This window comes from Leucobacter sp. WKLB1, assembly GCF_059696215.1.
The window spans coordinates 2,564,973-2,584,659 of sequence record NZ_AP046115.1 but is presented as its reverse complement, the minus strand read 5'-3'; the positions used below and the strand labels follow the sequence as shown (position 1 = coordinate 2,584,659).

20 protein-coding genes are annotated in these 19,687 nt (G+C 68.5%); 9 read left to right on the top strand and 11 right to left on the bottom strand.

Features of this window, described 5'->3' with window-relative positions; all coding sequences use genetic code 11:
• Window positions 1–7 precede the first annotated feature (7 nt).
• Window positions 8–1,459 (top strand): catalase, encoded by a 1,452-nt coding sequence (locus ACZF5Y_RS11800; RefSeq protein ID WP_497532829.1) that lies wholly within the window; start codon window positions 8–10, stop codon window positions 1,457–1,459.
• 425 nt (window positions 1,460–1,884) lie between these two features.
• Window positions 1,885–3,150 (top strand): diaminobutyrate--2-oxoglutarate transaminase, encoded by a 1,266-nt coding sequence (ectB, locus tag ACZF5Y_RS11795; RefSeq protein WP_497532828.1) that lies wholly within the window; start codon window positions 1,885–1,887, stop codon window positions 3,148–3,150.
• 24 nt (window positions 3,151–3,174) lie between these two features.
• Here the strand turns inward: ectB and ACZF5Y_RS11790 are convergent, their stop codons facing one another.
• Window positions 3,175–4,890 carry an FAD-binding dehydrogenase gene (locus ACZF5Y_RS11790; protein ID WP_497532826.1) on the bottom strand — a complete coding sequence of 572 codons (1,716 nt, stop codon included), beginning with the start codon at window positions 4,888–4,890 and terminating at the stop codon, window positions 3,175–3,177.
• A complete protein-coding gene (locus tag ACZF5Y_RS11785) occupies window positions 4,887–5,591 on the bottom strand; it encodes a lysophospholipid acyltransferase family protein (protein ID WP_497532825.1) in 705 nt (234 codons plus the stop codon). Before ACZF5Y_RS11785 ends, ACZF5Y_RS11790 begins: the two co-directional genes overlap by 4 nt.
• Before the next feature lie 167 nt (window positions 5,592–5,758).
• On the opposite strand from ACZF5Y_RS11785, the gene ACZF5Y_RS11780 reads away from it, so the two are divergent.
• The 5 genes from ACZF5Y_RS11780 to ACZF5Y_RS11760 all read left to right on the top strand — a co-directional run bounded on the left by ACZF5Y_RS11780 (window position 5,759) and on the right by ACZF5Y_RS11760 (window position 10,437).
• The gene (locus ACZF5Y_RS11780) at window positions 5,759–6,571 is read left to right on the top strand and encodes an ABC transporter ATP-binding protein (RefSeq protein WP_497532824.1); all 813 of its coding nucleotides are present in this window, start codon (window positions 5,759–5,761) and stop codon (window positions 6,569–6,571) included.
• Window positions 6,568–7,251 (top strand): ABC transporter permease, encoded by a 684-nt coding sequence (locus ACZF5Y_RS11775; RefSeq protein WP_497532823.1) that lies wholly within the window; start codon window positions 6,568–6,570, stop codon window positions 7,249–7,251. The genes ACZF5Y_RS11780 and ACZF5Y_RS11775 overlap by 4 nt, the downstream gene beginning before the upstream one ends.
• Window positions 7,248–7,925 (top strand): ABC transporter permease, encoded by a 678-nt coding sequence (locus tag ACZF5Y_RS11770; RefSeq protein ID WP_053352869.1) that lies wholly within the window; start codon window positions 7,248–7,250, stop codon window positions 7,923–7,925. Before ACZF5Y_RS11775 ends, ACZF5Y_RS11770 begins: the two co-directional genes overlap by 4 nt.
• Window positions 7,926–7,997: 72 nt before the next feature.
• Complete coding sequence (locus ACZF5Y_RS11765; RefSeq protein ID WP_497532822.1) at window positions 7,998–8,942, top strand: ABC transporter substrate-binding protein; 945 nt, start codon at window positions 7,998–8,000, stop codon at window positions 8,940–8,942.
• A 46-nt stretch (window positions 8,943–8,988) separates the two neighbouring features.
• Window positions 8,989–10,437, top strand: coding sequence for a mycothione reductase (locus ACZF5Y_RS11760; protein ID WP_497532821.1), 1,449 nt, complete (start codon window positions 8,989–8,991; stop codon window positions 10,435–10,437).
• A gap of 22 nt (window positions 10,438–10,459) precedes the next feature.
• Here ACZF5Y_RS11760 and ACZF5Y_RS11755 read toward each other — a convergent pair whose 3' ends face one another.
• The 5 genes from ACZF5Y_RS11755 to ACZF5Y_RS11735 form a co-directional block, all read right to left on the bottom strand.
• Window positions 10,460–12,139: a carbohydrate-binding domain-containing protein gene (locus tag ACZF5Y_RS11755; protein ID WP_497532820.1), complete on the bottom strand. Its 1,680-nt coding sequence runs from the start codon at window positions 12,137–12,139 to the stop codon at window positions 10,460–10,462.
• A complete protein-coding gene (locus ACZF5Y_RS11750) occupies window positions 12,136–12,999 on the bottom strand; it encodes a VTC domain-containing protein (RefSeq protein ID WP_497532819.1) in 864 nt (287 codons plus the stop codon). Before ACZF5Y_RS11750 ends, ACZF5Y_RS11755 begins: the two co-directional genes overlap by 4 nt.
• Complete coding sequence (locus tag ACZF5Y_RS11745; RefSeq protein WP_497532817.1) at window positions 12,996–13,610, bottom strand: DUF4956 domain-containing protein; 615 nt, start codon at window positions 13,608–13,610, stop codon at window positions 12,996–12,998. The genes ACZF5Y_RS11750 and ACZF5Y_RS11745 overlap by 4 nt, the downstream gene beginning before the upstream one ends.
• Window positions 13,611–13,754: 144 nt before the next feature.
• Window positions 13,755–14,204 carry an NUDIX hydrolase gene (locus ACZF5Y_RS11740; protein ID WP_497532816.1) on the bottom strand — a complete coding sequence of 150 codons (450 nt, stop codon included), beginning with the start codon at window positions 14,202–14,204 and terminating at the stop codon, window positions 13,755–13,757.
• Window positions 14,201–14,989 (bottom strand): M15 family metallopeptidase, encoded by a 789-nt coding sequence (locus ACZF5Y_RS11735; RefSeq protein ID WP_497532815.1) that lies wholly within the window; start codon window positions 14,987–14,989, stop codon window positions 14,201–14,203. Before ACZF5Y_RS11735 ends, ACZF5Y_RS11740 begins: the two co-directional genes overlap by 4 nt.
• Before the next feature lie 69 nt (window positions 14,990–15,058).
• On the opposite strand from ACZF5Y_RS11735, the gene ACZF5Y_RS11730 reads away from it, so the two are divergent.
• Window positions 15,059–16,375: a CapA family protein gene (locus ACZF5Y_RS11730; RefSeq protein WP_497532814.1), complete on the top strand. Its 1,317-nt coding sequence runs from the start codon at window positions 15,059–15,061 to the stop codon at window positions 16,373–16,375.
• 45 nt (window positions 16,376–16,420) lie between these two features.
• Here ACZF5Y_RS11730 and ACZF5Y_RS11725 read toward each other — a convergent pair whose 3' ends face one another.
• Window positions 16,421–17,260: a carbon-nitrogen family hydrolase gene (locus ACZF5Y_RS11725; RefSeq protein WP_497532813.1), complete on the bottom strand. Its 840-nt coding sequence runs from the start codon at window positions 17,258–17,260 to the stop codon at window positions 16,421–16,423.
• Between the two features lie 111 nt (window positions 17,261–17,371).
• Here ACZF5Y_RS11725 and ACZF5Y_RS11720 point away from each other — a divergent pair, with 111 nt between their 5' ends.
• Entirely contained in the window at window positions 17,372–17,947 is a 576-nt protein-coding gene (locus ACZF5Y_RS11720) for an NUDIX hydrolase family protein (protein WP_053352772.1), read from the top strand.
• A 25-nt stretch (window positions 17,948–17,972) separates the two neighbouring features.
• Here the strand turns inward: ACZF5Y_RS11720 and ACZF5Y_RS11715 are convergent, their stop codons facing one another.
• From ACZF5Y_RS11715 to ACZF5Y_RS11705, 3 genes are read right to left on the bottom strand one after another with little or no spacing between them, the layout of a single operon-like run.
• Complete coding sequence (locus ACZF5Y_RS11715; protein WP_497532811.1) at window positions 17,973–18,443, bottom strand: SprT-like domain-containing protein; 471 nt, start codon at window positions 18,441–18,443, stop codon at window positions 17,973–17,975.
• A 2-nt stretch (window positions 18,444–18,445) separates the two neighbouring features.
• Window positions 18,446–19,303, bottom strand: a complete 858-nt coding sequence (locus tag ACZF5Y_RS11710) for a spermidine synthase (RefSeq protein ID WP_497532810.1) — start codon at window positions 19,301–19,303, stop codon at window positions 18,446–18,448.
• Window positions 19,300–19,602: a glutaredoxin domain-containing protein gene (locus ACZF5Y_RS11705; protein ID WP_497532809.1), complete on the bottom strand. Its 303-nt coding sequence runs from the start codon at window positions 19,600–19,602 to the stop codon at window positions 19,300–19,302. Before ACZF5Y_RS11705 ends, ACZF5Y_RS11710 begins: the two co-directional genes overlap by 4 nt.
• Window positions 19,603–19,687 lie beyond the last annotated feature (85 nt).

The following is a 19,687-nucleotide window of genomic DNA, read 5'->3' as shown; positions in this document are numbered from 1 at the left end:
GAGCCTCATGAGTAATCCCAAGACCACCACGCAGACTGGTACGCCGGTCGCCAGCGATGAGCACTCGCTCGCAGCCGGGCCAGACGGCGCGGTCGCCCTCCACGACCGCTATCTCGTCGAGAAGCTGGCCCAGTTCAACCGAGAGCGCATCCCCGAGCGCATCGTGCACGCGAAGGGCGGCGGCGCGTTCGGCGAGTTCGTCGTCACCGGTGATGTCTCTGCGTACACGCGGGCCGCGGTGTTCCAGCCGGGTGCGCGCACCGAAACCGTGCAGCGCTTCTCGTCGGTCGCGGGGGAGCAGGGCTCGCCCGACACCTGGCGTGACGTGCGCGGCTTCTCGGTGAAGTTCTATACGGCTGAGGGCAACTACGACATCGTGGGCAATAACACCCCGGTCTTCTTCATCAGAGACGGCATCAAGTTCCCCGACTTCATCCACTCGCAGAAGCGACTGCCCGGTTCGGGACTGCGCGACGCCGATATGCAGTGGGACTTCTGGACATTGTCGCCCGAATCGGCCCATCAGGTGACCTACCTCATGGGTGACCGCGGTCTGCCGCTTTCGTGGCGCCACATGCCCGGCTTCGGTTCGCACACGTATCAGTGGATCAACGAGGCCGGCGAGCGCTTCTGGGTGAAGTACCACTTCGATGCGCTGCAGGGCAATCAAGAGATGACGGGTGCCGAGGCCGAGGCGATCGCCGGTGCCGATGCCGACTACTACCGTCGTGACCTCTTCGACGCGATCGAGCGCGGCGACTTCCCCGCGTGGAAAGTCTCGGTGCAGGTGATGCCCTACGAAGCGGCGAAGACCTACCGCTTCAATCCGTTCGACCTCACCAAGGTCTGGCCGCACGCCGACTACCCGAAGATCGAGGTCGGGGTGCACACACTGAACCGCAACCCTGAGAACTTTTTCGCGCAGATCGAGCAGGCCGCGTTCTCTCCGGCGAACACGGTGCCCGGCATCGACATCTCGCCCGACCGCATGCTCATGGCGCGCGTATTCTCGTACCCGGACGCGCAGCGGTACCGCGTGGGCACGAACTACAACCAGATCCCGGTCAACGCTCCGGTGGCGCCGGTGGCGAATTACTCGCAAGATGGCGCGCAGCGTCACGGTTTCAACACACCTGGTACCCCGGTCTACGCTCCGAACTCTGCAGGCGGACCCGTCGCCGATGCGCAGGCCGCCGGAGCGGGGTCGTGGGAGTCGGATGGCGAGCTGGTGCGCACCGCGGCGTCGTTGCACGCAGAAGACGATGACTTCGGTCAGGCGGGCACGCTCTACCGTGACGTGTTCGATCAGGCAGCGAAGGATCGCTTCCTCGACACCATCACGGGTGCCGTCGGCGGCGTGCAGCGTGCGGAGATCCGCGAGCGCGCTGTCGGCTACTGGACGCAGGTCGACGCCGAGCTCGGCGCTGCGCTGCGCCAGCGTCTCGAGGCAGCGCAGTGAGCGGGGCGCATTCGACAGCCGAAATCGGTGAGGCTGCGCAGACATCGCACCGAGCCTCTGATGCCGAGCAAGCTTCTGCCCGTCGGGGTCGAGCGGGCAATCGGCTCCGCGCCGAGCGACGCCATCGCCGCGCGATCGCCGCGGCCGGCGCCCACGCCGAAAGGTACGCCGATCTGGTCATGACGCCGAACCAGATGCTCGTGCGGCGTTCGCACTGCGCGCACGACTGACGCGATAGCCTACGGAGTCGCTCCGAGCCGGTCCTCCCGTCGAGAAGCACTCAGCGGTGGGACCGGCTCTTGGCATCCCGGGCACCGGATACCCTCTATCCTCGATAGCAGGGGATCCGGTGCCGAACCTGCAGCTGATCTCCGGTGCGGCGCGGAGACCTCGCGTCGGGCAGAGGCAGAGAGAAAGCTGGATTCATGAGCGACCTGGCAGTGTTCGACCAGTACGAGTCGGAAGTTCGCGGATACATCCGGTCCTTCCCGATCGTGTTCGAGCGTGCGCAGGGATCCGTGCTGACCGCGGAAGACGGTACCGAGTACCTCGACTTCTTCAGCGGCGCCGGTGTCGTGAACTACGGCCACAACAACCCGGTCTTCACTGAGGCGCTCATCGCTTACCTGCAGAGCGGCGGCATTATCCACGGCCTCGATATGGCGACCTCGGCGAAGCGCGATTTCATCGATGCGTTCCAGCGCCTCGTGCTCGCTCCGCGCGGGCTCGACTACAAGCTGCAGTTCACCGGACCGACCGGCGCAAATGCGGTCGAATCGGCATTGAAGCTCGCGCGCCAGGCGACGGGGCGCCAGAATGTCGTCGCCTTCACGAACGGGTTCCACGGCCTCAGCCTGGGTGCGCTCGCCGCGACGGGCAACGAGAAGTATCGCGCAGCCGGCGGGGTCTCGCTCGGCGATGTGACGCGTCTGCCCTACGACGGCTACCTGGGTGAGGGCATCGACACCCTCGACCTGCTCGAGCGCATGCTCGACGACCCGGGTTCGGGTCTCGATCTTCCGGCCGCCGTGATCGTCGAAGCGATCCAGGGCGAAGGCGGCATCAACGTCGCAAGTGCCGAGTGGCTGCGACGCCTGCGCACGATCACCGCGCAGCGCGGCATCCTGCTCATCGTTGATGACATTCAGTCGGGCGTCGGGCGCAGCGGTCAATTCTTCAGCTTCGAAGACTCGGGGATCGTGCCCGACCTCGTCACGGTCTCAAAGTCGATCTCCGCGTCCGGTCTGCCCATGGCGATTCTACTGCTGCGCCCCGAGATCGACGTCTGGAAGCCGGGTGCCCACACGGGCACGTTCCGCGGCAACAACCTCGCGTTCGTCAGTGCACGTGTCGCGCTCGAAACCTACTGGGCAGACGACGCGTTCACCGCGCAGATCGCGGAGCGGGCCGAGCAGTTGCGCGCGGCGCTCGAAGCGATCGCCGCCGACTTCCCCGAGGCGGCGTTCACGGTGCGCGGCCGCGGCCTCATGTGCGGCCTCGCCTCGCCCTCGCGACCCGAACTCGCCGGGGCGGCATCGCAGCAGGCGTTCGCTCGCGGAGTCGTGATTGAGACTTCGGGTGCGCGCGACGAGGTGCTGAAGTTCCTTCCCGCGCTCACGATCACCGCCGACGAACTCGACCGCGGCATCGCGATCGTGCGCGAGTCACTCGCCGCGGCCCTGTCGGCGTAGACCGCCGCCCCGTTCAGGCAGCGTCTACCCCGCGGCGCTGACCGCACGGCCGGCGGCGCGTCCCGAGAACAGGCACCCGCCCAAGAAGGTGCCCTCGAGTGCGTTATAGCCGTGCACGCCCCCGCCGCCGAATCCGGCGGCCTCGCCGGCGGCGTACAAACCAGGAATCGGCGTGCCGTCGGCTCCGAGCACTCGTGAGTCGAGGTCGGTCTGAATGCCGCCGAGGCTCTTGCGGGTCAGCACATGCAGTTGCACCGCGACGAGCGGCCCGGCCGCCGGGTCGAGCAGCCGGTGCGGGGCCGTGGTGCGCGTCAGCCGGTCTCCGAGGTAGCGACGCGAGTTGCGGATGCTGTGCATCTGCGCATCTTTCGAGAACGGGTTCGCGAGCTGCGCATCTCGGTCGCGCACGACGCGCTCGACGGCTGCGGTGTCGAGCAGTGGCTCGTCAGTGAGCGCGTTCATGCGCTCGACGAGTTCGGGAACTGAGGCGGCCGAGACGAAGTCGGCGCCGCGGTCGATGAACGCCTGCACGGGGCCCGGCGCTCCCGAGCCGAGCCGCGTCTGCAGCAGCAGCTTGCGGTCGCGGAACGTGAGATCGGGGTTCTGCTCCGACCCCGAGAGCGCGAACTCTTTCGACGCGATGCGGTGCGTGACGATGAACCAGGAGTGGTCGTGGGGTGCGATGGCCGGGTCGGTGCGCAGCATCGTGAGGGTGCCGAGGGTGTCGTGCCCGGGGAGCCCGGGCGGCGGGAGGCGGCGACCGAGGGCGTCGAGCCACAGCGGGGACGGGCCAGGCAAGATGCGGATCGCGTGCCCCGGCCAGACGGGCGCCCAGTTGCGCACGCCCTCCGTGTAGTGCCACATTCGATCGCGGTTCACGAGCCGTGCTCCGGCCGTCTCGGCGATGCCGAGCATGCGCCCGTCGACGTACTCGGGCACACCGGTGACCATGCGCTTCGGCGGCGTGCCGAGGCGCTCGGGCCAGAAGCGGCGCACGAGATCGTGGTTGCCGCCGATCCCGCCGCTCGTCATGATGACGGCCGGCGCACGCAGCTCGAATTCACCCTTGGGCACGCGATTGGAGGCCGCGCCGCGCGGGGTCGTGTCGGGCGCGAGCACGGTGCCGCGGACCCCGACAACCGCGCCCGCCTCGACGACGATTTCGTCGCATCGGTGCCGATGCCTGATCTCGGTGAGACCGAGGTCGACCGCCTCGTGCGCAGCGTCGATGAAGGGTTGCACGACTCCGGTGCCCGTGCCCCAGGGCACGTGGAATCGCGGCACCGAGTTGCCATGGCCGCTCGCCGTCAGATCGCCGCGCTCGGCCCAGCCCACGACCGGCGTGAGATCGATGCCCGCTTCGCGGATCCAAGAGCGCTTCTCACCCGCGGCGAACTCGACGTACGCTCGTCCCCACCGCTCGGCCCACACGTCTTCGTTGCTCGAACCGTCGTCGGCTCCGACTCCCGGTCCGGCGCCAAGCCGATCCCACTGCGCGCTGCCGCGCCAATCCTGCCAGGCGAGATCGGCCGAGTCGCGCACGCCGAGTCTGCGTTGCTCGGGAGAGTCGACAAGAAACAGTCCGCCGAACGACCACCAGGCTTGCCCGCCGAGATCCTGCGGACCCTCCTGATCGATGATGAGCGTGCGGAGGCCCTCGCGGGCGCACTCGCGTGCGGCGACAAGACCGGCGAGGCCCGCACCAACGATGATGACATCAGCTGCGTTGCTGGGGTTCATGCCCCCATTGTGCCCCGTTGCGGTTCGATCGTGGCGTGTTCTTCGGCGCGCTCCTGTCCGGTGAGGTCGTGAATCGCCTGCATGATGCGCTCCGTGGCCTCACGACGGGCTCGTCCGGCAGGGAGCTCTGCCAAATCGCGCAGGTGCACGGGGGCTCCGAATCGCACCTCGACGCGATCGGGCCGGCCCGTGCCGGGAGTGCGCAGCGCACGGTTCGTGCCGATCAGTCCCACCGGCACCACCGCGGCTCCCGTCTCGAGGGCGAGCCAGGCCGCGCCGCTGCGCCCCCGATAGAGACGGCCGTCGCGCGAGCGACTGCCCTCGGGGAACACTGCAAAGACCTTGCCCGCGGCGAGCACGTCGCGCCCGGCGTCGAGCGCGGCCTGCGCCGCCGATGACGCTTCGCGGTGCACCGGGATCGCGCCGATCTGCCGGAAGAACCAGCCGCCGATGCGCGATGCAAACAGTGACGACTTGGCGAGAAACTGCACCTTGCGCGGCGAGAACGACGGGATGAGGATCGTGTCGAGCCCCGAAAGGTGGTTGCTCGCCAGCAGCACGGGCCCCGCCTCGGGCACATGCTCGCGGCCCGTGACTCGGGGGTGAAACCGGAGCCGCAGTAGCGGGCGCAGCACGGCTCGCCCGATCACGAAGACGGGCCCGGGGGACGGGACTGCTGCGGCAGGTTCGGCGGAACGCACGCTCCGAGACTATCGCTGCGCTTCGCGCCACGTGACGCAGCCATCAGCGCACAGCGGATGCATAGTGCAGGGCACGATCCGGTCACAAGGGCTTGCGGGGATTGCGGGCGTCGGCGTTAGGGTGGAACGACGCGCTGCTTCTGGCGCACGCACCGGGAGGGGCCGACGTGATCGAGTTCGAACGGGTGTCGAAAGTGTACGCCGGCGGCGCAACGGCGGTGCATGAGTTCTCTTTGACGATTCCGTCGCACCGCGCCGTCGTGCTCGTCGGTTCTTCGGGGTCGGGCAAGACGACGCTGATGCGCATGGTGAACCGCATGGTCGATCCGACGAGCGGGCGCGTGCTGATCGATGGTGAAGACGTGCGCGACAAGAACCCGGTCGCGCTGCGCCGTTCGATCGGGTACGTGCTGCAGCAGGGCGGCCTGCTGCCGCACCGCACCGTTGCCGACAACGTCGCGGCGGTACCGGTGCTCACCGGAACGTCGCGCCGAGAAGCCCGACTGGCGGCGGGCGCGCTGCTCGAGCGAGTGGGGCTCGATCCCGCGCTCGCTTCGCGGTACCCCGCGCAGCTCTCGGGCGGTCAGCAGCAGCGCGTCGGCGTCGCCCGGGCGCTTGCGTCCGACCCCAACATCCTGCTGATGGACGAGCCGTTCGGTGCCGTGGACCCCATTGTGCGGCGCGAACTGCAGCAAGAGCTGCTGCGTCTGCAGGCCGAGCTGGGCAAGACCATCCTCTTCGTCACCCACGACGTCGACGAGGCGTTCCTCCTCGGCGACGAGGTCGTCGTGCTCGAGACCGGTGGACGGATCGCGCAGCGCGGCACGCCCGCCGAGATTCTGGGCAGCCCCGCGAACGACTTCGTGCGCGATTTCGTCGGGGCGGACCGCGGAGAGCGTCATCTGCACGTCGTACAGACGGAGGGGCAGCGGATCGCGGTCGATGCGGCCGGGCGCCCGGTGGGAGTGCTCGAGCCGTGAAATGGTTCTTTGCGAACTGGGAGTTCGTGGCGCAGCTCGCGCTGTCGCACCTGGTGCTGAGCGTTCCGGCGATCATCATCAGCGTGATCGTCGCGATCCCGATCGGCCGTCTCGCATTTCGCCACCCGCGGGTGGGTGGCCCACTGCTCTCAGTGGCGACCCTCGCCTACGCGATCCCGGCGTTGCCGTTGCTCATCATCATTCCGGCACTGATCGGCACGGCGTTGCGGTCGTGGCAGACCATGGTGGTGGCGCTCAGCGTGTACGGCGTCGCGCTGCTCGTGCGCACCGCGGCCGACGCGTTCGGCTCGGTCGATCGGCAGCTGCGCGACGCCGCGGTCGCGATCGGGTATGCGCCGCGGCAACTGTTCTGGCGCGTGGATCTGCCGTTGTCGGTGCCGGTGCTGATCTCTGGCGTGCGCGTCGTCTCGGTATCGACGATCAGCTTGGTCACGCTGGGGGCGCTCATCGGGGTGCCGAGTCTCGGCACCCTCCTCACCGACGGCTTCCAGCGCGGTATCTTCGCGGAGATCTGGACGGGCGTGCTGGCGACGGTGGTGCTCGCGCTCGCGCTCGATGCCATCGTGCTCCTGATCGGGCGCGTGCTGACACCGTGGTCGCGCCGCGTCGCAGCCGGCACGCGCTCGAGCGCCGTGCGTGAGGAGGCACGTCGCGCATGAACCTGTTCGCCGACGCGATCGCCTGGCTCGCCGACCCCGCCCACTGGTCGGGAGACGGGGGCATTCCGACCCGCCTGCTGCAGCATCTCGGTCTCGCCGCCGCGGCGCTCGTCATCGCCGGTGTGATCGCACTGCCGCTCGGCGCGATCATCGGGCATACGCGGCGAGGAGCGGGTGCCGTCGGCGCGCTCGCCGGTGCTGCGCGGGCGCTGCCGACGCTCGGTGTGCTCACGCTCTTCGGTCTGGCGCTGGGCATCGGCATCACGGCACCGCTGCTCGCCCTCATCGTGCTGGCGATCCCGTCGTTGCTCGCGGGCGCTTACGCGGGCGTCAGTGCCGTCGAACCCACCGTGCCGGCGGCGGCCCAGGCGATCGGGTTCAGCCCGACGCAGGTGCTGCTGCAGGTCGAGCTGCCCCTGTCGCTGCCCGTCATGATCGGCGGCATCCGCGCCGCGACCCTGCAGGTCGTGTCGACCGCGACGCTGGCCGCCTACACCTCCGACGTCGGGCTGGGGCGCTACCTCTTCAGCGGACTGAAGTCCCGCGACTACGGCCAGATGCTGGCGGGGGCGCTGCTCGTCATCGCGCTGACCATCGTGCTCGAGATCTTGCTCGGGGCATGCCAACGCCTTGCCGCCCGTAGGATCGCGCGGCTCCCCGCGCGCACCGGCTGAACGCACCATCCAAACGCCGACCGGCACCGAACACCGTACGACCATCAGATCACCTACCGAGAGGACCCGATCATGCATCGTCGACCCGCACTGCGCTCCGCCAGGTGGGGAGCCGCGCTCGCCGCTGGCGCACTCGCCATCACCGCCGCGCTAACCGGCTGCTCGAGCGGCGACCCGCTCGACAGCGGCTCGGCCGACTCCGGCGGCTCAACCGAGGGCGGCACCATCGTCGTCGGCTCGCAGGATTACTACTCGAACGAGATCATCGCCGAGATCTACGCGCAGGCGCTTGAGGCGAAGGACTTCGACGTCGACCGCCAGTTCCGCATCGGGCAGCGAGAGGTCTACCTGCCCGAGATCGAAGCGGGCAAGATCGATCTCTTCCCGGAGTACACGGGCAACCTGCTCCAGTTCTTCGTTCCGGATGCACCGGAACGCGTGTCCGATGATGTGTACTCCGCGCTTGAGAAGGCCATGCCCGAGGGGCTTCGCGTGCTCGACCAGTCGCCCGCGACCGATCAAGACACGTATGTCGTGACGAAGGAATTCGCCGACAAATGGCAGCTGAAGACCGTCGAAGATCTGAAGAACGTCACCGAGCCGCTCACCTTCGGGTCGAACTCTGAAGCGGAGACGCGCCCCTACGGGCCCGCCGGGCTGGCGAAGACCTACGGTATCGAGGGCGTCAAGTTCACGCCGATCGAAGACAGCGGCGGCCCACTGACGGTGAAGGCGCTCAAGGACGGGTCGATTCAGTTCGCGAACATCTATTCCGCTGATCCGTCGCTCCAGGCCAACGACCTCGTGACGCTCGAAGACACCAAGGGTATCTTCCTCGCTTCGCACGTCGTGCCGATCGCGAGCGAGAAGATCGACGACGCGGCGGCGCAGGTGATCAACGACGTCGATGCGGCGCTGAGCCCCGAAGACCTGGTGTCGTTGAACGGGGAGAGCGTGAACGATGAGCGCTCGGCCGCCGATATCGCGAAGGATTGGCTCGCCGAGCAGAACCTCTGAGCGAACAACCCACGCGTGATGGCGGGGTCGACCGTAGGATCTCCCCATGGAGAATGCTGCGGTCGACCTCGCCATCATCGGTTCAGGATCGGGCAACTCGCTCATCACCCCGTTCTGGGATGATCGTCGGGTCGCCATTGCGGAGCAGGGCACGTTCGGCGGCACCTGCTTGAACGTCGGGTGCATTCCGACCAAGATGTTCGTGCGTCCGGCGGCGCTCGCACGGGGGCCGGAAGAGGCTGCCCGGCTCGGGGTGACCCAGCACACGGACTCGGTCGACTGGCCGGGCATGCGCGATCGCATCTTTGGTCGGATCGATGCCATCTCGGCCGGGGGCGAACGCTATCGACGTGATGAGCTCGACAACGTCACGCTGATCTCGCAGCGCGTACGCCTGGCCGGAACGCACGGCTTCGTCGCCGCCGACGGCACGCACGTCGAGGCGAAGCAACTCGTTATCGCCGCGGGGTCGCGCGCCGTACTGCCTGAGGTTCCGGGCATCGATCTGCCCCAGGTGCACACCTCGGACACCATCATGCGGCTGCCCGAACTGCCGCGTCGCGTGCTGGTCGTGGGCGGCGGATATATCGCGGCCGAATTCGCGAACATTTTCTCGTCGTTCGGTTCGGAGGTGACGCAGGTGCATCGAGGGGCGCGGTTGCTGCGCCGATCTGACGTCGACATCGCGGAGCGCTTCACCAGCGAGGCCGCTCGGCAGTGGGACCTGCGGCTCGAACGTGAGCTCGCTTCGGTGCGTCTCGGCGATGACGGGGGCGTCGTCGCGGAGCTGGTGCCGTCGGGGAATGCCGCTGCCGGATCACCGAACGCATCGGAGCGCATCGCGGTCGACGTGGTGCTGGTCGCAGTGGGCCGCACGCCGAACTCCGATCTCGTGGGTGCGCGCGAGGCCGGGCTCGATCTGCACGAGGACGGCCGGATCGCCGTCGACGCGTTCCAGCGTGTGCTCTCGGGCGGCGAGCCCGTCGCGGGGCTCTACGCGCTCGGCGACATCAGTTCGGCCGCGCAGCTCAAACATGTCGCGAATCACGAAGCGCGCGTGGTCGCGCACAATCTCGAGCACCCCGACGACCTTCGCCCGTCGAGACAGGAGGTCATCCCGGCAGCGATCTTCACCGACCCCGAGATCGCCCAGGTGGGCTGGACGGAGGCCGAGGCGGTTGCCGAGATCGGTGCCGAGCACGTGACGACCACAGTGCAGGCCTACGGCGATACCGCGTACGGGTGGGCGCTCGAAGATCGCACGGGCGTGTTCAAAGTCGTTGCTGACCGTCGCGACGGGCGCATCCTGGGAGCGCACGTGCTGGGGTACCAAGCGTCGAACCTCATTCAGGTCGTGGTGACGGCGATGAGCTTCGGCATCGACGCCCACACGGCCGCGCGGGGCCAGTACTGGATTCACCCCGCACTGATGGAGGTCGCGGAGAACGCGCTCCTCGGACTCGATGTGCCGACGGGATCGCGCCCTCCGCTCTGAGCGGTGCCGCGGCTCTGCCTGGTCAGTTCTGCTGACCGAGCCCGCCCATGCCGCCGCCCTGACCGCCCTGACCGGTGGGGGCGCCCTGCCCGCCGCCGAAGCCGCCGCCCTGACCCGCAGCAGCCTCACCGGCCGTCGCGGTGCCGGCTTCGGATCCGTTCACGAGCAGTGTGTACGACTCGCCGGTCGCGATGTCTGCCGTGGAGACAGTGATCGCACCCGCCGACTTCGCCGAAGTCGCGGTGGCGACGGTGGTTCCGGAACTGTCGACCACCGTGACGGTGTCGCCCGCAGCGACCTGGCCCGTGAGCATGACCCAGCCCTGCCCCGAAGTGTCGCTCGGTGCCTGCTCCATGCCACCGTTGCCGAACGCCACCAGTGTGCCGCCGGTGATCGAGAGATCGCCGTTCGCATCCAAGGCGCCGTTCATCGAAGCGCTCGGGCCGTACACAGTGATCGTGCCGCCCGAGATCGTGAGCGAGCCGTTGGAGTCGAGACCGTCGCCCTCGGCATTCACGGTGACGGTGCCGCCCGAGATTTCGACGCGCTGACCGCCGTCGGCCATGTCGCCGCCGCCCATCCCGTTCTCGGCGCTGGTGCCGCTCGAATCCGTGCTGGTGGTCGCCGAGGTGGCCGATCCCGAACCGTTGAGACCGTCGTCGCTCGAGGTGACCGAGACGGTACCCCCGCCGATGCCGATCGCGGCGGCCTCGATGCCCTCGTTCGACTGCGTGATGTTCACGGTACCGTCGCCGATCGACACGATCGCCTCGCCTTTCACACCGTCGTCCACGGCCGATACGGTCAGATCGCCGCCCGAGATGACGGTGTCGGTCTGCGCCTGCACGCCGTCGTCGCCGGCGGCGATGTCGATCGTGCCCCCCGACACCCAGATGTACCCCTGGGTATCGTCGGAATCCTGGTCGCTCTTCAGGCCGTCGCCGCCGGTCGCCGTGAGGTCGAGCGTGCCGCCGGACACGACGAGGGAATCTTTGCCGCGGAGGGCGTCGTCGGCGGCCGTCACGGTGATGCTGCCCGAGAGGATGACGAGGTCATCGGTGCTCACGATGCCGTCATTGCCGTTTCCGGCGACGGTGAGCGCACCGGTGCCGGAGATGGTGAGGTCTGCGTGCGAGTGGATCGCCGCGTTGGCGTCCGCGTCGTCCGCGTAGCTCGAAGCATCGGAGACCGTGTTCTTCGACCCGTCGGCGAGATACAGCGCGACGTCGTCGGCCGTCTGCACGTCGATCGCCGCCCCCGCGGTGTTCGTGATGGTGGCGCCGTCGAGCACGAGTACGACCTGTGCGTCGTCGAGCGCGGCGACCACCACGGTGCCGTCGAAGCTGCCGGAGAGCCGGTACACGCCCGCAGCAGAGATGGTGAGCGTCGGGGTGCCCGACGCATCGCTGACGGCGACCGCGTCGCTCTCGCTCGTTGCGGAATCTCCGTTCAGTGCGACGTCCACCGCATCGTCGAGATTCCACTCGTCATCGTTCACGGTGGTGGAGTTCGCGTTGGCGGCGAGCACGTCGTCCGGGCTGAGATCGCCCGTGAACGCTGCGGAGACCGCCGTCGTGGTCGATCCGCTGGTGCCGGTGGTCGAGGTTGCCGATGACGTGACGGCGGAGCACCCGGCGAGCAGGCCTCCGCAGAGGAGGACCGCGGAGGTGGCCAAGACAGTGCGTTTCAATGAGGGGGTCATGCTGCATCCTCCAAGGAATCAGGGGTACGGGGGTGGGGTGCGGTGCGCCGAGGGATCGGACCGGCGGAGGCGGAATGGTGCGGAATCGACAGATCGGTATCTGGGAAGGTGTCGCGCAGAATGCGCGCCCACTTGTTGCTCGGCAGTTCGGGGTGCAGCGCAGCGGTGCCCGTGCCGAACTTGCTGATGCCCTGCGGGCGGTGGCCGAGACGCCAGAGTGCCCGGTCGATCTCGGTGGCGGGGCCCGCGGATTTGGATTCGATGATCACGTGTGCGGGAAGCGCGACGCGCTCGCCGCCGGCGTCGATCCAGTCGAGCTCGGTGTCGATGGTCGCCCGGCTGCCGCCGGGAGCCAGGAGCGTGGTGCGGCGGTAGCGCGTGGTGAGCGTCGGGCGCATCTCATGAGTCAGATTCGGATCGAGTCCGATCGCCTCCAACGATTCCCCGACGTATCGGTGGCCCTCGGGGGTCAGGCGGTCGAGGTAGTCGGCCGAATAGGGAATGCGATCCTTCACCGTCGCCCCCCGGCCGCCTCGAGTTTTCATCTCGAGGTAGGCGGTGCCGCTCGAGAGATAGGCTCGGGTGCGTAATTTGAAGCGACGTCGACGCGGTCGTGCGGCGAGGTGGTAGCTGAGTCGATCCGGGGTGTCGAAGTACACGGAGGCGTACGCGAACGCGCGTTCGCCGGCGATATCGAGCACGCGGGTGGCCGGTTCAATGGCGGCGAGTACGTGTGCGGCGTCGGCGGCAGGGAGCAGATACTTGCGGTCGACGCGGGTCAGAAGCGCCGCGTCCGAGACGAGCTCATCGAGTTCGATCGGCGCGAGTGAGCCGGCGATGCGGCTGAGCTCGGCGCTCATCGGGCTGCCACCTGAGTACGTGCCGAGGTGCGCCCTGCCGTGTGCATCTGAGGTGCCGGCGGCGCGGGCAAACGGTAGCGCACGTCGACGAGCGTCGTGTCGTTCACGAAATCGAGATCCTGCACGGTGAGCGAGGTCACCCGCGCGCCGAGACGCTGCTCGATCTCGCCGCGCAATTCGTGCTCGTCGACGATCGCGCGATCGAGGCGCACGACCTGGTGTCGGCTGCGTGCGAGCAGGGCCGGGTGATCCGCCGCCCACATCACGATAAGAATGAGCGCGATGCACAGGATCGGCGTGACGAGACTTGCGGTGTTCAGCCCGCCGAGCAGTCCCATCGCGAGGGCCGAGAAGTAGTAGGCGACCTCGCGCTGCGAGATCTCCGAAGAGCGGAGGCGGATGATGGAGAGCACCCCGAAGAGACCGAGACCGAGACCGAGCGCGACCTCAGCCGTGCTCAGCACCGTCGCGACCGCGAGTACGCCGATGTTGACGCCGAGAAAGGCGACGACGAGGTCGCGGCGGCGATGGCGGCGGTAGTAGATGCCGAAGGTGAGGATGAGTGCTGCGGCGAGGTCGACGGCGATGAGGATGAGAGTGCTGGACGTCACGGGATCTCCAGGATCGAGGGAGGTGGGGCGGGGCCCCGGTGGATACTGGATCCATTCGAACCGGTGATGCTATGTGAAAGTTATGCAATCGCTTCGCGAAGGATGAATCGCGGGTAAACGGGCGCGCTCGCGCCGTCCCGCGATTCAGCCCTGCAGCAGCGCGGGAAAGATGTAGTCGGTGTTCAGCGGCGCGATGTCATCGCGATCGCTTGCGGGATCGATCCACTCCACCGCAGCGATCTCCGCCAGCGGCCCGGCGGCGTCGGCCGACTCCACGAACGGGTGCTCGAACACGGTCGCCTCCACGAGGTGACCGGGCTCGTTCGCCGCCACCGCGCGGAAGACGCCCAGCGGGCGCAGCAGATCGCGGTCGAGATCGATACCCAGCTCCTCACCGAACTCGCGAACCGCGGTGTCGATCGGCGCCTCATCAGGCTCATGCTTGCCACCCGGCAGCATGAACGACGCGGTGCCTCGCTTGCGCACGTTGAGCACCCGCCCGGCCGCATCGCGCATCACGACGGCGCTGACGCGAATGACGCGCTCAGCGATGCTCGGGTGCTCCGGAACGTCGTTGTGCTCCGCAGGATTCACGAGGCGTACCCGGGGGCTGCGGGGAGACCGAAGAATTCCTCGAGGGTGGTGGCACCGGTGTCGCGCAGGTGCTGCGCGAGGTCGGTGCCGACGAATCGGAAATGCCAGGGCTCGGGCATGAATCCGGTGACCTCCTGTTTGCCGTCGGGATAGCGCACGATAAACCCGTACTCGGCCGCGTGCTCCGCGAGCCAGACGCCGGCCGTGGTCTCGCCGAAGCACTCGGAGAGGTAGCAGTCGCCGTGATCGTCGAGGTCGATCACCAGACCGGTCTGGTGCTCCGAGAAGCCTGGGCGCGCCGAATAGGTGTCGGCAGCCTCCTGGCCGTCGCGGGCGACGTAGCTGTCGTAGAGGGCGACCTGCGTGGCGTAGTCGCGGTAGGCGCTGATGATGCGAACGTCGAGCCCAGCATCGGCCGCACCCGCGATGAACGCCTCGGCAGCTCGCGCGGCCGGTTCGCGCAGCGGCTGGGCGAACTCGTTCTCGACGCCCTCTGGCATGACGAGGTCCGTCGGAGCGAAATCGAGGGGCTGCAGCGGGCGCAATTTGTTGCTGACGACCCAGATCGACATCGGATCATCGGTCGAGTTCGCGGTCGCATCGAACGCTGGTGCGGTCGGCGTTGGGGACGAGGTCGCTGTCGTGTCGGGCGCCACCGACGTGGGCGAGGACGAAGCGGAAGCGCCCGATGCCTCGTTCGGCCCGGGGGCGCACCCGATGCTGCCGAGCACCGCTGCAGAGGCCAGGAGGGCGACCGTCGCGCGGGTGATCGCTCGCAGTGTCATACCCTCCATCGTAGCGTTCAGGCTCGCCCCGACTCCCGTCTGTCGGAGGCCCGGGCTAGGCTGGAACGCATGGATGACGGCAGCGGATCGCGCACCCCTGAACCCGGGTACACCCCCATCGCGGTGACCGGCAGGAAGCGGCTCTCGCGTCGCGCTCGCACGGCGATCACGCTCGGTGCGATCGCTGTGATCGTGCTCGGTCTGGGCGGGGGAGCGGCTGCGCTCGTCTGGGGTGCGTCGCGCGACGAAGCGCCGCCGGTCGCAACCCCCGCACCGAGCCCGAGTGCGTCGCCGAGCCCCGAATCGGAGCCGACGGAGGCTCCCGCGACCGGTGACGACGACGACGGATCGGTGCACCTCATCGCCATGGGCGACATGCTGCCGCACGACTCGGTCAACGCCAACGCGCTCGGCGCAGATGGCACGTACGACTACGGCCAGTTCTTCTCGGGCATTGCGCCGCAGCTTGCCGCCGCCGACGTGACCTTCTGTAACCAGGAGGTGCCGAGCGCCGGCGTCGACTTCGGCATCAGTGGGTACCCCACGTTCAACGCGCCCGCAGAGTTCGCGCAGGCGCTGCAGGCCACGGCGGGGTGCGACCTCGTGAACATCGCGACCAACCACTCGGCCGACCTCGGCGCGGCCGGTATCGCGGCGACCCGCGGCGTCTGGGACGGGCTGGCACCGGCGGTCGTCGATGGCGCCAACCGCACGGCTGAAGAACAGCGCTCGGTGCCGGTGTTCGAGCAGGGCGGCATCACCTTCGCTCTCGTGTCGTTCGCCGAGTACTCGAATGCCCCCGTCGATGGGGTCTCGCTGAACATGATGAGCGACACGGCCCTCGTCACCGACCTCATGACGCAGGCCGCGGCCGCGGCCGATGTGGTCATCGTCTCGGCGCACTGGGGCACCGAAGACTCACACGAGGTCAATGACCAGCAGCGCGCGTTCGCGCAGCAGGTCGCCGATCTCGGTGCCGACGTCATCGTCGGCACGGGCCCGCACGTGCTGCAGCCCACGGCCTGGCTCGACCGCGCCGATGGCGGGCGCACGCTCGTCTGGTACTCGATCGGCAACATGCTCAACACCCAGATCGAACTCGACCAGCGCACCGGGGTGATTGCGGGCTTCGATGCGGTGCGCGACGCTGCCACGGGAACGGTGACCATCGCGAACCCGACCGGCATCCTCACCTACATGCACTACGACTGGACCGCAGAGCAGGAGGCGGCGAACGATCTGCTCGCACGCACGAATCTGTCGATCACGCCGCTGGCGCAGGCAGACGCGCTGCTGGCGACGACGCGTTTCGGCGTGACCGCCGAACAGCAGGTGGCGGCATCGAGTGCGATTCTCGGCCCTGACGTCACCATCCTCCCGGAGTAGCGCCGCCTCCCGGAGGTACGCCCGTTCGTAGCCGAGTGCGGCGCCTCAGTCGTGCCCGAGCGCCCGGTAGTCGTCGACGCTCAGGCGGTCGCCGATCACGGGGAACTCGCCGCGCACCTCCGCGACTAGCGCACCGTCGAGTTCGACCACGAGTACCTCTTCCGCGTCGCCGCACTCGGCGACGATGCGCCCTGAGGGGTCCACGACGCGGCTGAACCCACCGAGCTGCACGTCGCCCTGCGCGCCGCAGGCGTTCACCGCGATCACCCAGAGCTGGTGCTCCACCGCCCGCGCCTGGGTGAGCAAGCGCCAGTGCTCGCGACGTGCCGCCGGCCACGCCGCAGGCACGATGACAGCTTCGGCTCCGCGGGCGCTCAGTTCTTGCCACAGGCCAGGAAAGCGCAGGTCGTAGCACGTCGTGCTGCCGGTCGGGCCGAGCGGCCCCGGCACGACACTGAGGCTCGACCCCGGGGTGAGCAATTGGGATTCGAGCGACTGATAGCCGAAGACGTGAATCTTGCGATACGTCTGCGCGATCCGCCCTGCGCGATCGATCAACACGGCCGTGTTGTGCAGCCGGCCGTCGTTCCCGAGCTCCACGAAGCTGCCCAGGTGCACGGCCGAGCCGAGGTCGCGCGCCACGCGCTGCGCCATCTGCACCGTCGGCCCGTCCAGCGTCTCCGCGCGTTCGCGGTACTGCTCGAACGAAAAGTAGCCGGCGCTCCACAGCTCGGGCAGCACGAAGAGGTCGACGGGGCCGGTGTGGCGCAGCAGCGCCTCGACTCGGGCGATGCGAGCCTGCGGGCTTTCTGCTTCAGGGCTGGCGATCTGTACGAGCGCGACACGGCGCGCGGGCTCGGAACGGGCGTGCTCGGTGACCTGCATGACTCCCAGCCTAGGTGAGGCGTGCCGAGCGCGACAGCGTCTCGGGTCATGCGAAGATGGGACGCGGATCGGTTCGCGCGTGCGAGCCGCGCGACCGGGAATGGTGAGGGTATGACGATCGATACCGCCGAGCTTCCCGACCCCGAGGGGCCGGAAGATCGACCGACACCGCCGGGCAATCCCGGATGGCTGAGCGATGACGAGCTGAGCTTCGTGCGCGGCCGGCTGCCGATCGTGTACGTCGAAGCGGTGCCCGTGCGCCTCGACGGTCTCGGCCAGGTCGTCGAAGTCGGCCTCCTGCTGCGCAGCACCCCCGAAGGCGTGATGACGCGATCGCTCGTGTCCGGGCGCGTGCGCTACGGCGAGACGCTGCGAGAGGCGCTCTTCCGTCACCTCGAGAACGACCTCGGGCCGATGGCGTTTCCGCAGATGCCCGCGGCCCTCGTGCCGGTGCAGGTCGCGGAGTACTTTCCGATGCCCGGCATCTCGCCGTATGTGGATGAGCGCCAGCACGCGGTGTCGCTCGTGTACGTCGTGCCGGTCACCGGAACCTGCAATCCGCGCCAGGATGCGCTCGAGGTCACGTGGATGGCCCCGGACCAGGCGCTGCACCCGGCGAACCTCGACGAGTTCGTGAATGGCCGGGGTGCCCTGCTGCGGCAGGCGCTGTCGTCCATGAGCTGCTGACGGCTGGCGAGGCGGGCTCGCTGCGTCAGTCGCGCGGTCGCCAGGAGATGACATGCTCGGGCGCGAACCGCTTCGCGCATCGACCGCACGAGTGCAGGCGCGTGGGCTTGCGGAAGCGGTAGTGCTCGTGCCCCGCTGAGCAGCGCCCCACCCACGGCGCGCGTTCGTGCGCGATCTCGCCGTGGTGCGTGACCCCGCCGACGTAGCCGAGATCGCGGGCGATGGCCTTCCACGTCGCTCCGTGGCCGGCTTCGGGCCCGGCGAGCGCGTGGGCGACCTCATGGAGCAGCACCTGATGGATTTCATCGTCGTCGAACTTTTCCGTGAGGTAGCGCGACACCGTGATGCGACGGTCGGTGTAGTTGCAGAGCCCCGCGCGCCGCTTGGCGTGATCGAATGCGAACGACCATGGCTGGTCTCCGGGTGCGAGCCTCGGCTGCAGGTGCGTTCTGATCAGCGCCTCCGCCCAGACACGGACGCGCGCGAGATCGGCCACGATCAGTTCCGTTCGAAGAGCTCGCGCGCGGGCTCGGGGGAGTCGACGGCGGTCGCGTCGGTGACGGCGGCAGTGCCGCGCACCCACTCGGCGAACTCTCGCCCGACGAGCATGCGGGCCGGATGCGGTCCCCCCGCCAGCAGGCGGGGCAACCATTCGAGTGCCTCGAGGTCGGCGTCGGAGGCAACGAAGACGACATTGCCGAACCGGCGGCCCTTCAGCACCTGAGGCTCAGCGATGGCGACGGCAGACGTGAAGAGTCGATCGAGTGTGGCGGCCTGACCGCGCACGAACGGGAGCCCCGCGCCGTCTGCCGCGTTGACGACGACGACGCCATCGGGCGTGAGCAGCGGCCGCAGCAATTCGTAAAACTCGACGCTCGACACGTGGGCCGGCGTGCGTGCGCCGGCGAAGATATCGACGACGATCAGATCCATGGCACCGCGCATGCCCTCTGGCAGCTTGGCGACGACATCGCGCGCATCGCCCCGACGCACGCGAATGCTCGCCCGCTTCGGCAGGGGAGCGGCCTCTCGGACGAGATCGACGAGCGCTCCCTCGAGCTCGATAACTTGTTGTCGGCTGCCGGGCCGGGTCGCCTCGATGTAGCGCGGCAGCGTGAACGCGCCCCCGCCGAGGTGCAGCGCAGAGATGGTGCGGCCCTGCGGGCGGAAGAGGTCGATGACGTGGCCGATGCGACGCACGTATTCGAAGAAGAGCTCGCTCGGATCGCGGAGGTTCACGTGCGACTGCGGCGTGCCGTCGACGACGAGCTGGACTGCTCCGGGCACCCATCGGTCGGCTTCGATCTCGGCGCTCAGCCCCGAGCTGAGCGTCACCGGGTCGGGAAACGGCTTCACGGGCGCGAGAGCCCCAGCTCGTCGATCTTGCGCAGCATGTCGGCATTCGACGGTTCGACCTGGTGGCTCGCATCGGGGTACAGGATGACCGGGATGTTGGTGCGACCGCTGATATCGCGGGCGACGTCGGCGGCCGCCGGATCTTGCACCAGGTCGACGTACCGGTACGGCGTGCCCGAACGGTCGAAGATGAGCTTGGCGCGGCGGCAGTCGCCGCACCAGTCGGCACCGAAAATGACGGTCTCGGTGGTGGGTGCGGGAGCGCCGGCGGCGGGCTCGGTGGAGATCTGATCGCTCATGGTGTCAGCCTACGCGGGGCTGCCGACATCGATGTCGATTTCGCGCAGAGTGATGCCTTCCGAGGCGGGGGAATGGAATCGACGC

Excerpts from the sequence above, each read along its gene's own strand:
- ACZF5Y_RS11800 (WP_497532829.1), top strand. The coding sequence starts at position 8 with ATGAGTAATCCCAAGACCACCACGCAGACTGGTACGCCGGTCGCCAGC.
- ectB (WP_497532828.1), top strand. The coding sequence starts at position 1,885 with ATGAGCGACCTGGCAGTGTTCGACCAGTACGAGTCGGAAGTTCGCGGA.
- ACZF5Y_RS11790 (WP_497532826.1), bottom strand. The coding sequence starts at position 4,890 with ATGAACCCCAGCAACGCAGCTGATGTCATCATCGTTGGTGCGGGCCTC.
- ACZF5Y_RS11770 (WP_053352869.1), top strand. The coding sequence starts at position 7,248 with ATGAACCTGTTCGCCGACGCGATCGCCTGGCTCGCCGACCCCGCCCAC.
- ACZF5Y_RS11765 (WP_497532822.1), top strand. The coding sequence starts at position 7,998 with ATGCATCGTCGACCCGCACTGCGCTCCGCCAGGTGGGGAGCCGCGCTC.
- ACZF5Y_RS11760 (WP_497532821.1), top strand. The coding sequence starts at position 8,989 with ATGGAGAATGCTGCGGTCGACCTCGCCATCATCGGTTCAGGATCGGGC.
- ACZF5Y_RS11755 (WP_497532820.1), bottom strand. The coding sequence starts at position 12,139 with ATGACCCCCTCATTGAAACGCACTGTCTTGGCCACCTCCGCGGTCCTC.
- ACZF5Y_RS11750 (WP_497532819.1), bottom strand. The coding sequence starts at position 12,999 with ATGAGCGCCGAGCTCAGCCGCATCGCCGGCTCACTCGCGCCGATCGAA.
- ACZF5Y_RS11735 (WP_497532815.1), bottom strand. The coding sequence starts at position 14,989 with ATGACACTGCGAGCGATCACCCGCGCGACGGTCGCCCTCCTGGCCTCT.
- ACZF5Y_RS11730 (WP_497532814.1), top strand. The coding sequence starts at position 15,059 with ATGGATGACGGCAGCGGATCGCGCACCCCTGAACCCGGGTACACCCCC.
- ACZF5Y_RS11725 (WP_497532813.1), bottom strand. The coding sequence starts at position 17,260 with ATGCAGGTCACCGAGCACGCCCGTTCCGAGCCCGCGCGCCGTGTCGCG.
- ACZF5Y_RS11720 (WP_053352772.1), top strand. The coding sequence starts at position 17,372 with ATGACGATCGATACCGCCGAGCTTCCCGACCCCGAGGGGCCGGAAGAT.
- ACZF5Y_RS11705 (WP_497532809.1), bottom strand. The coding sequence starts at position 19,602 with ATGAGCGATCAGATCTCCACCGAGCCCGCCGCCGGCGCTCCCGCACCC.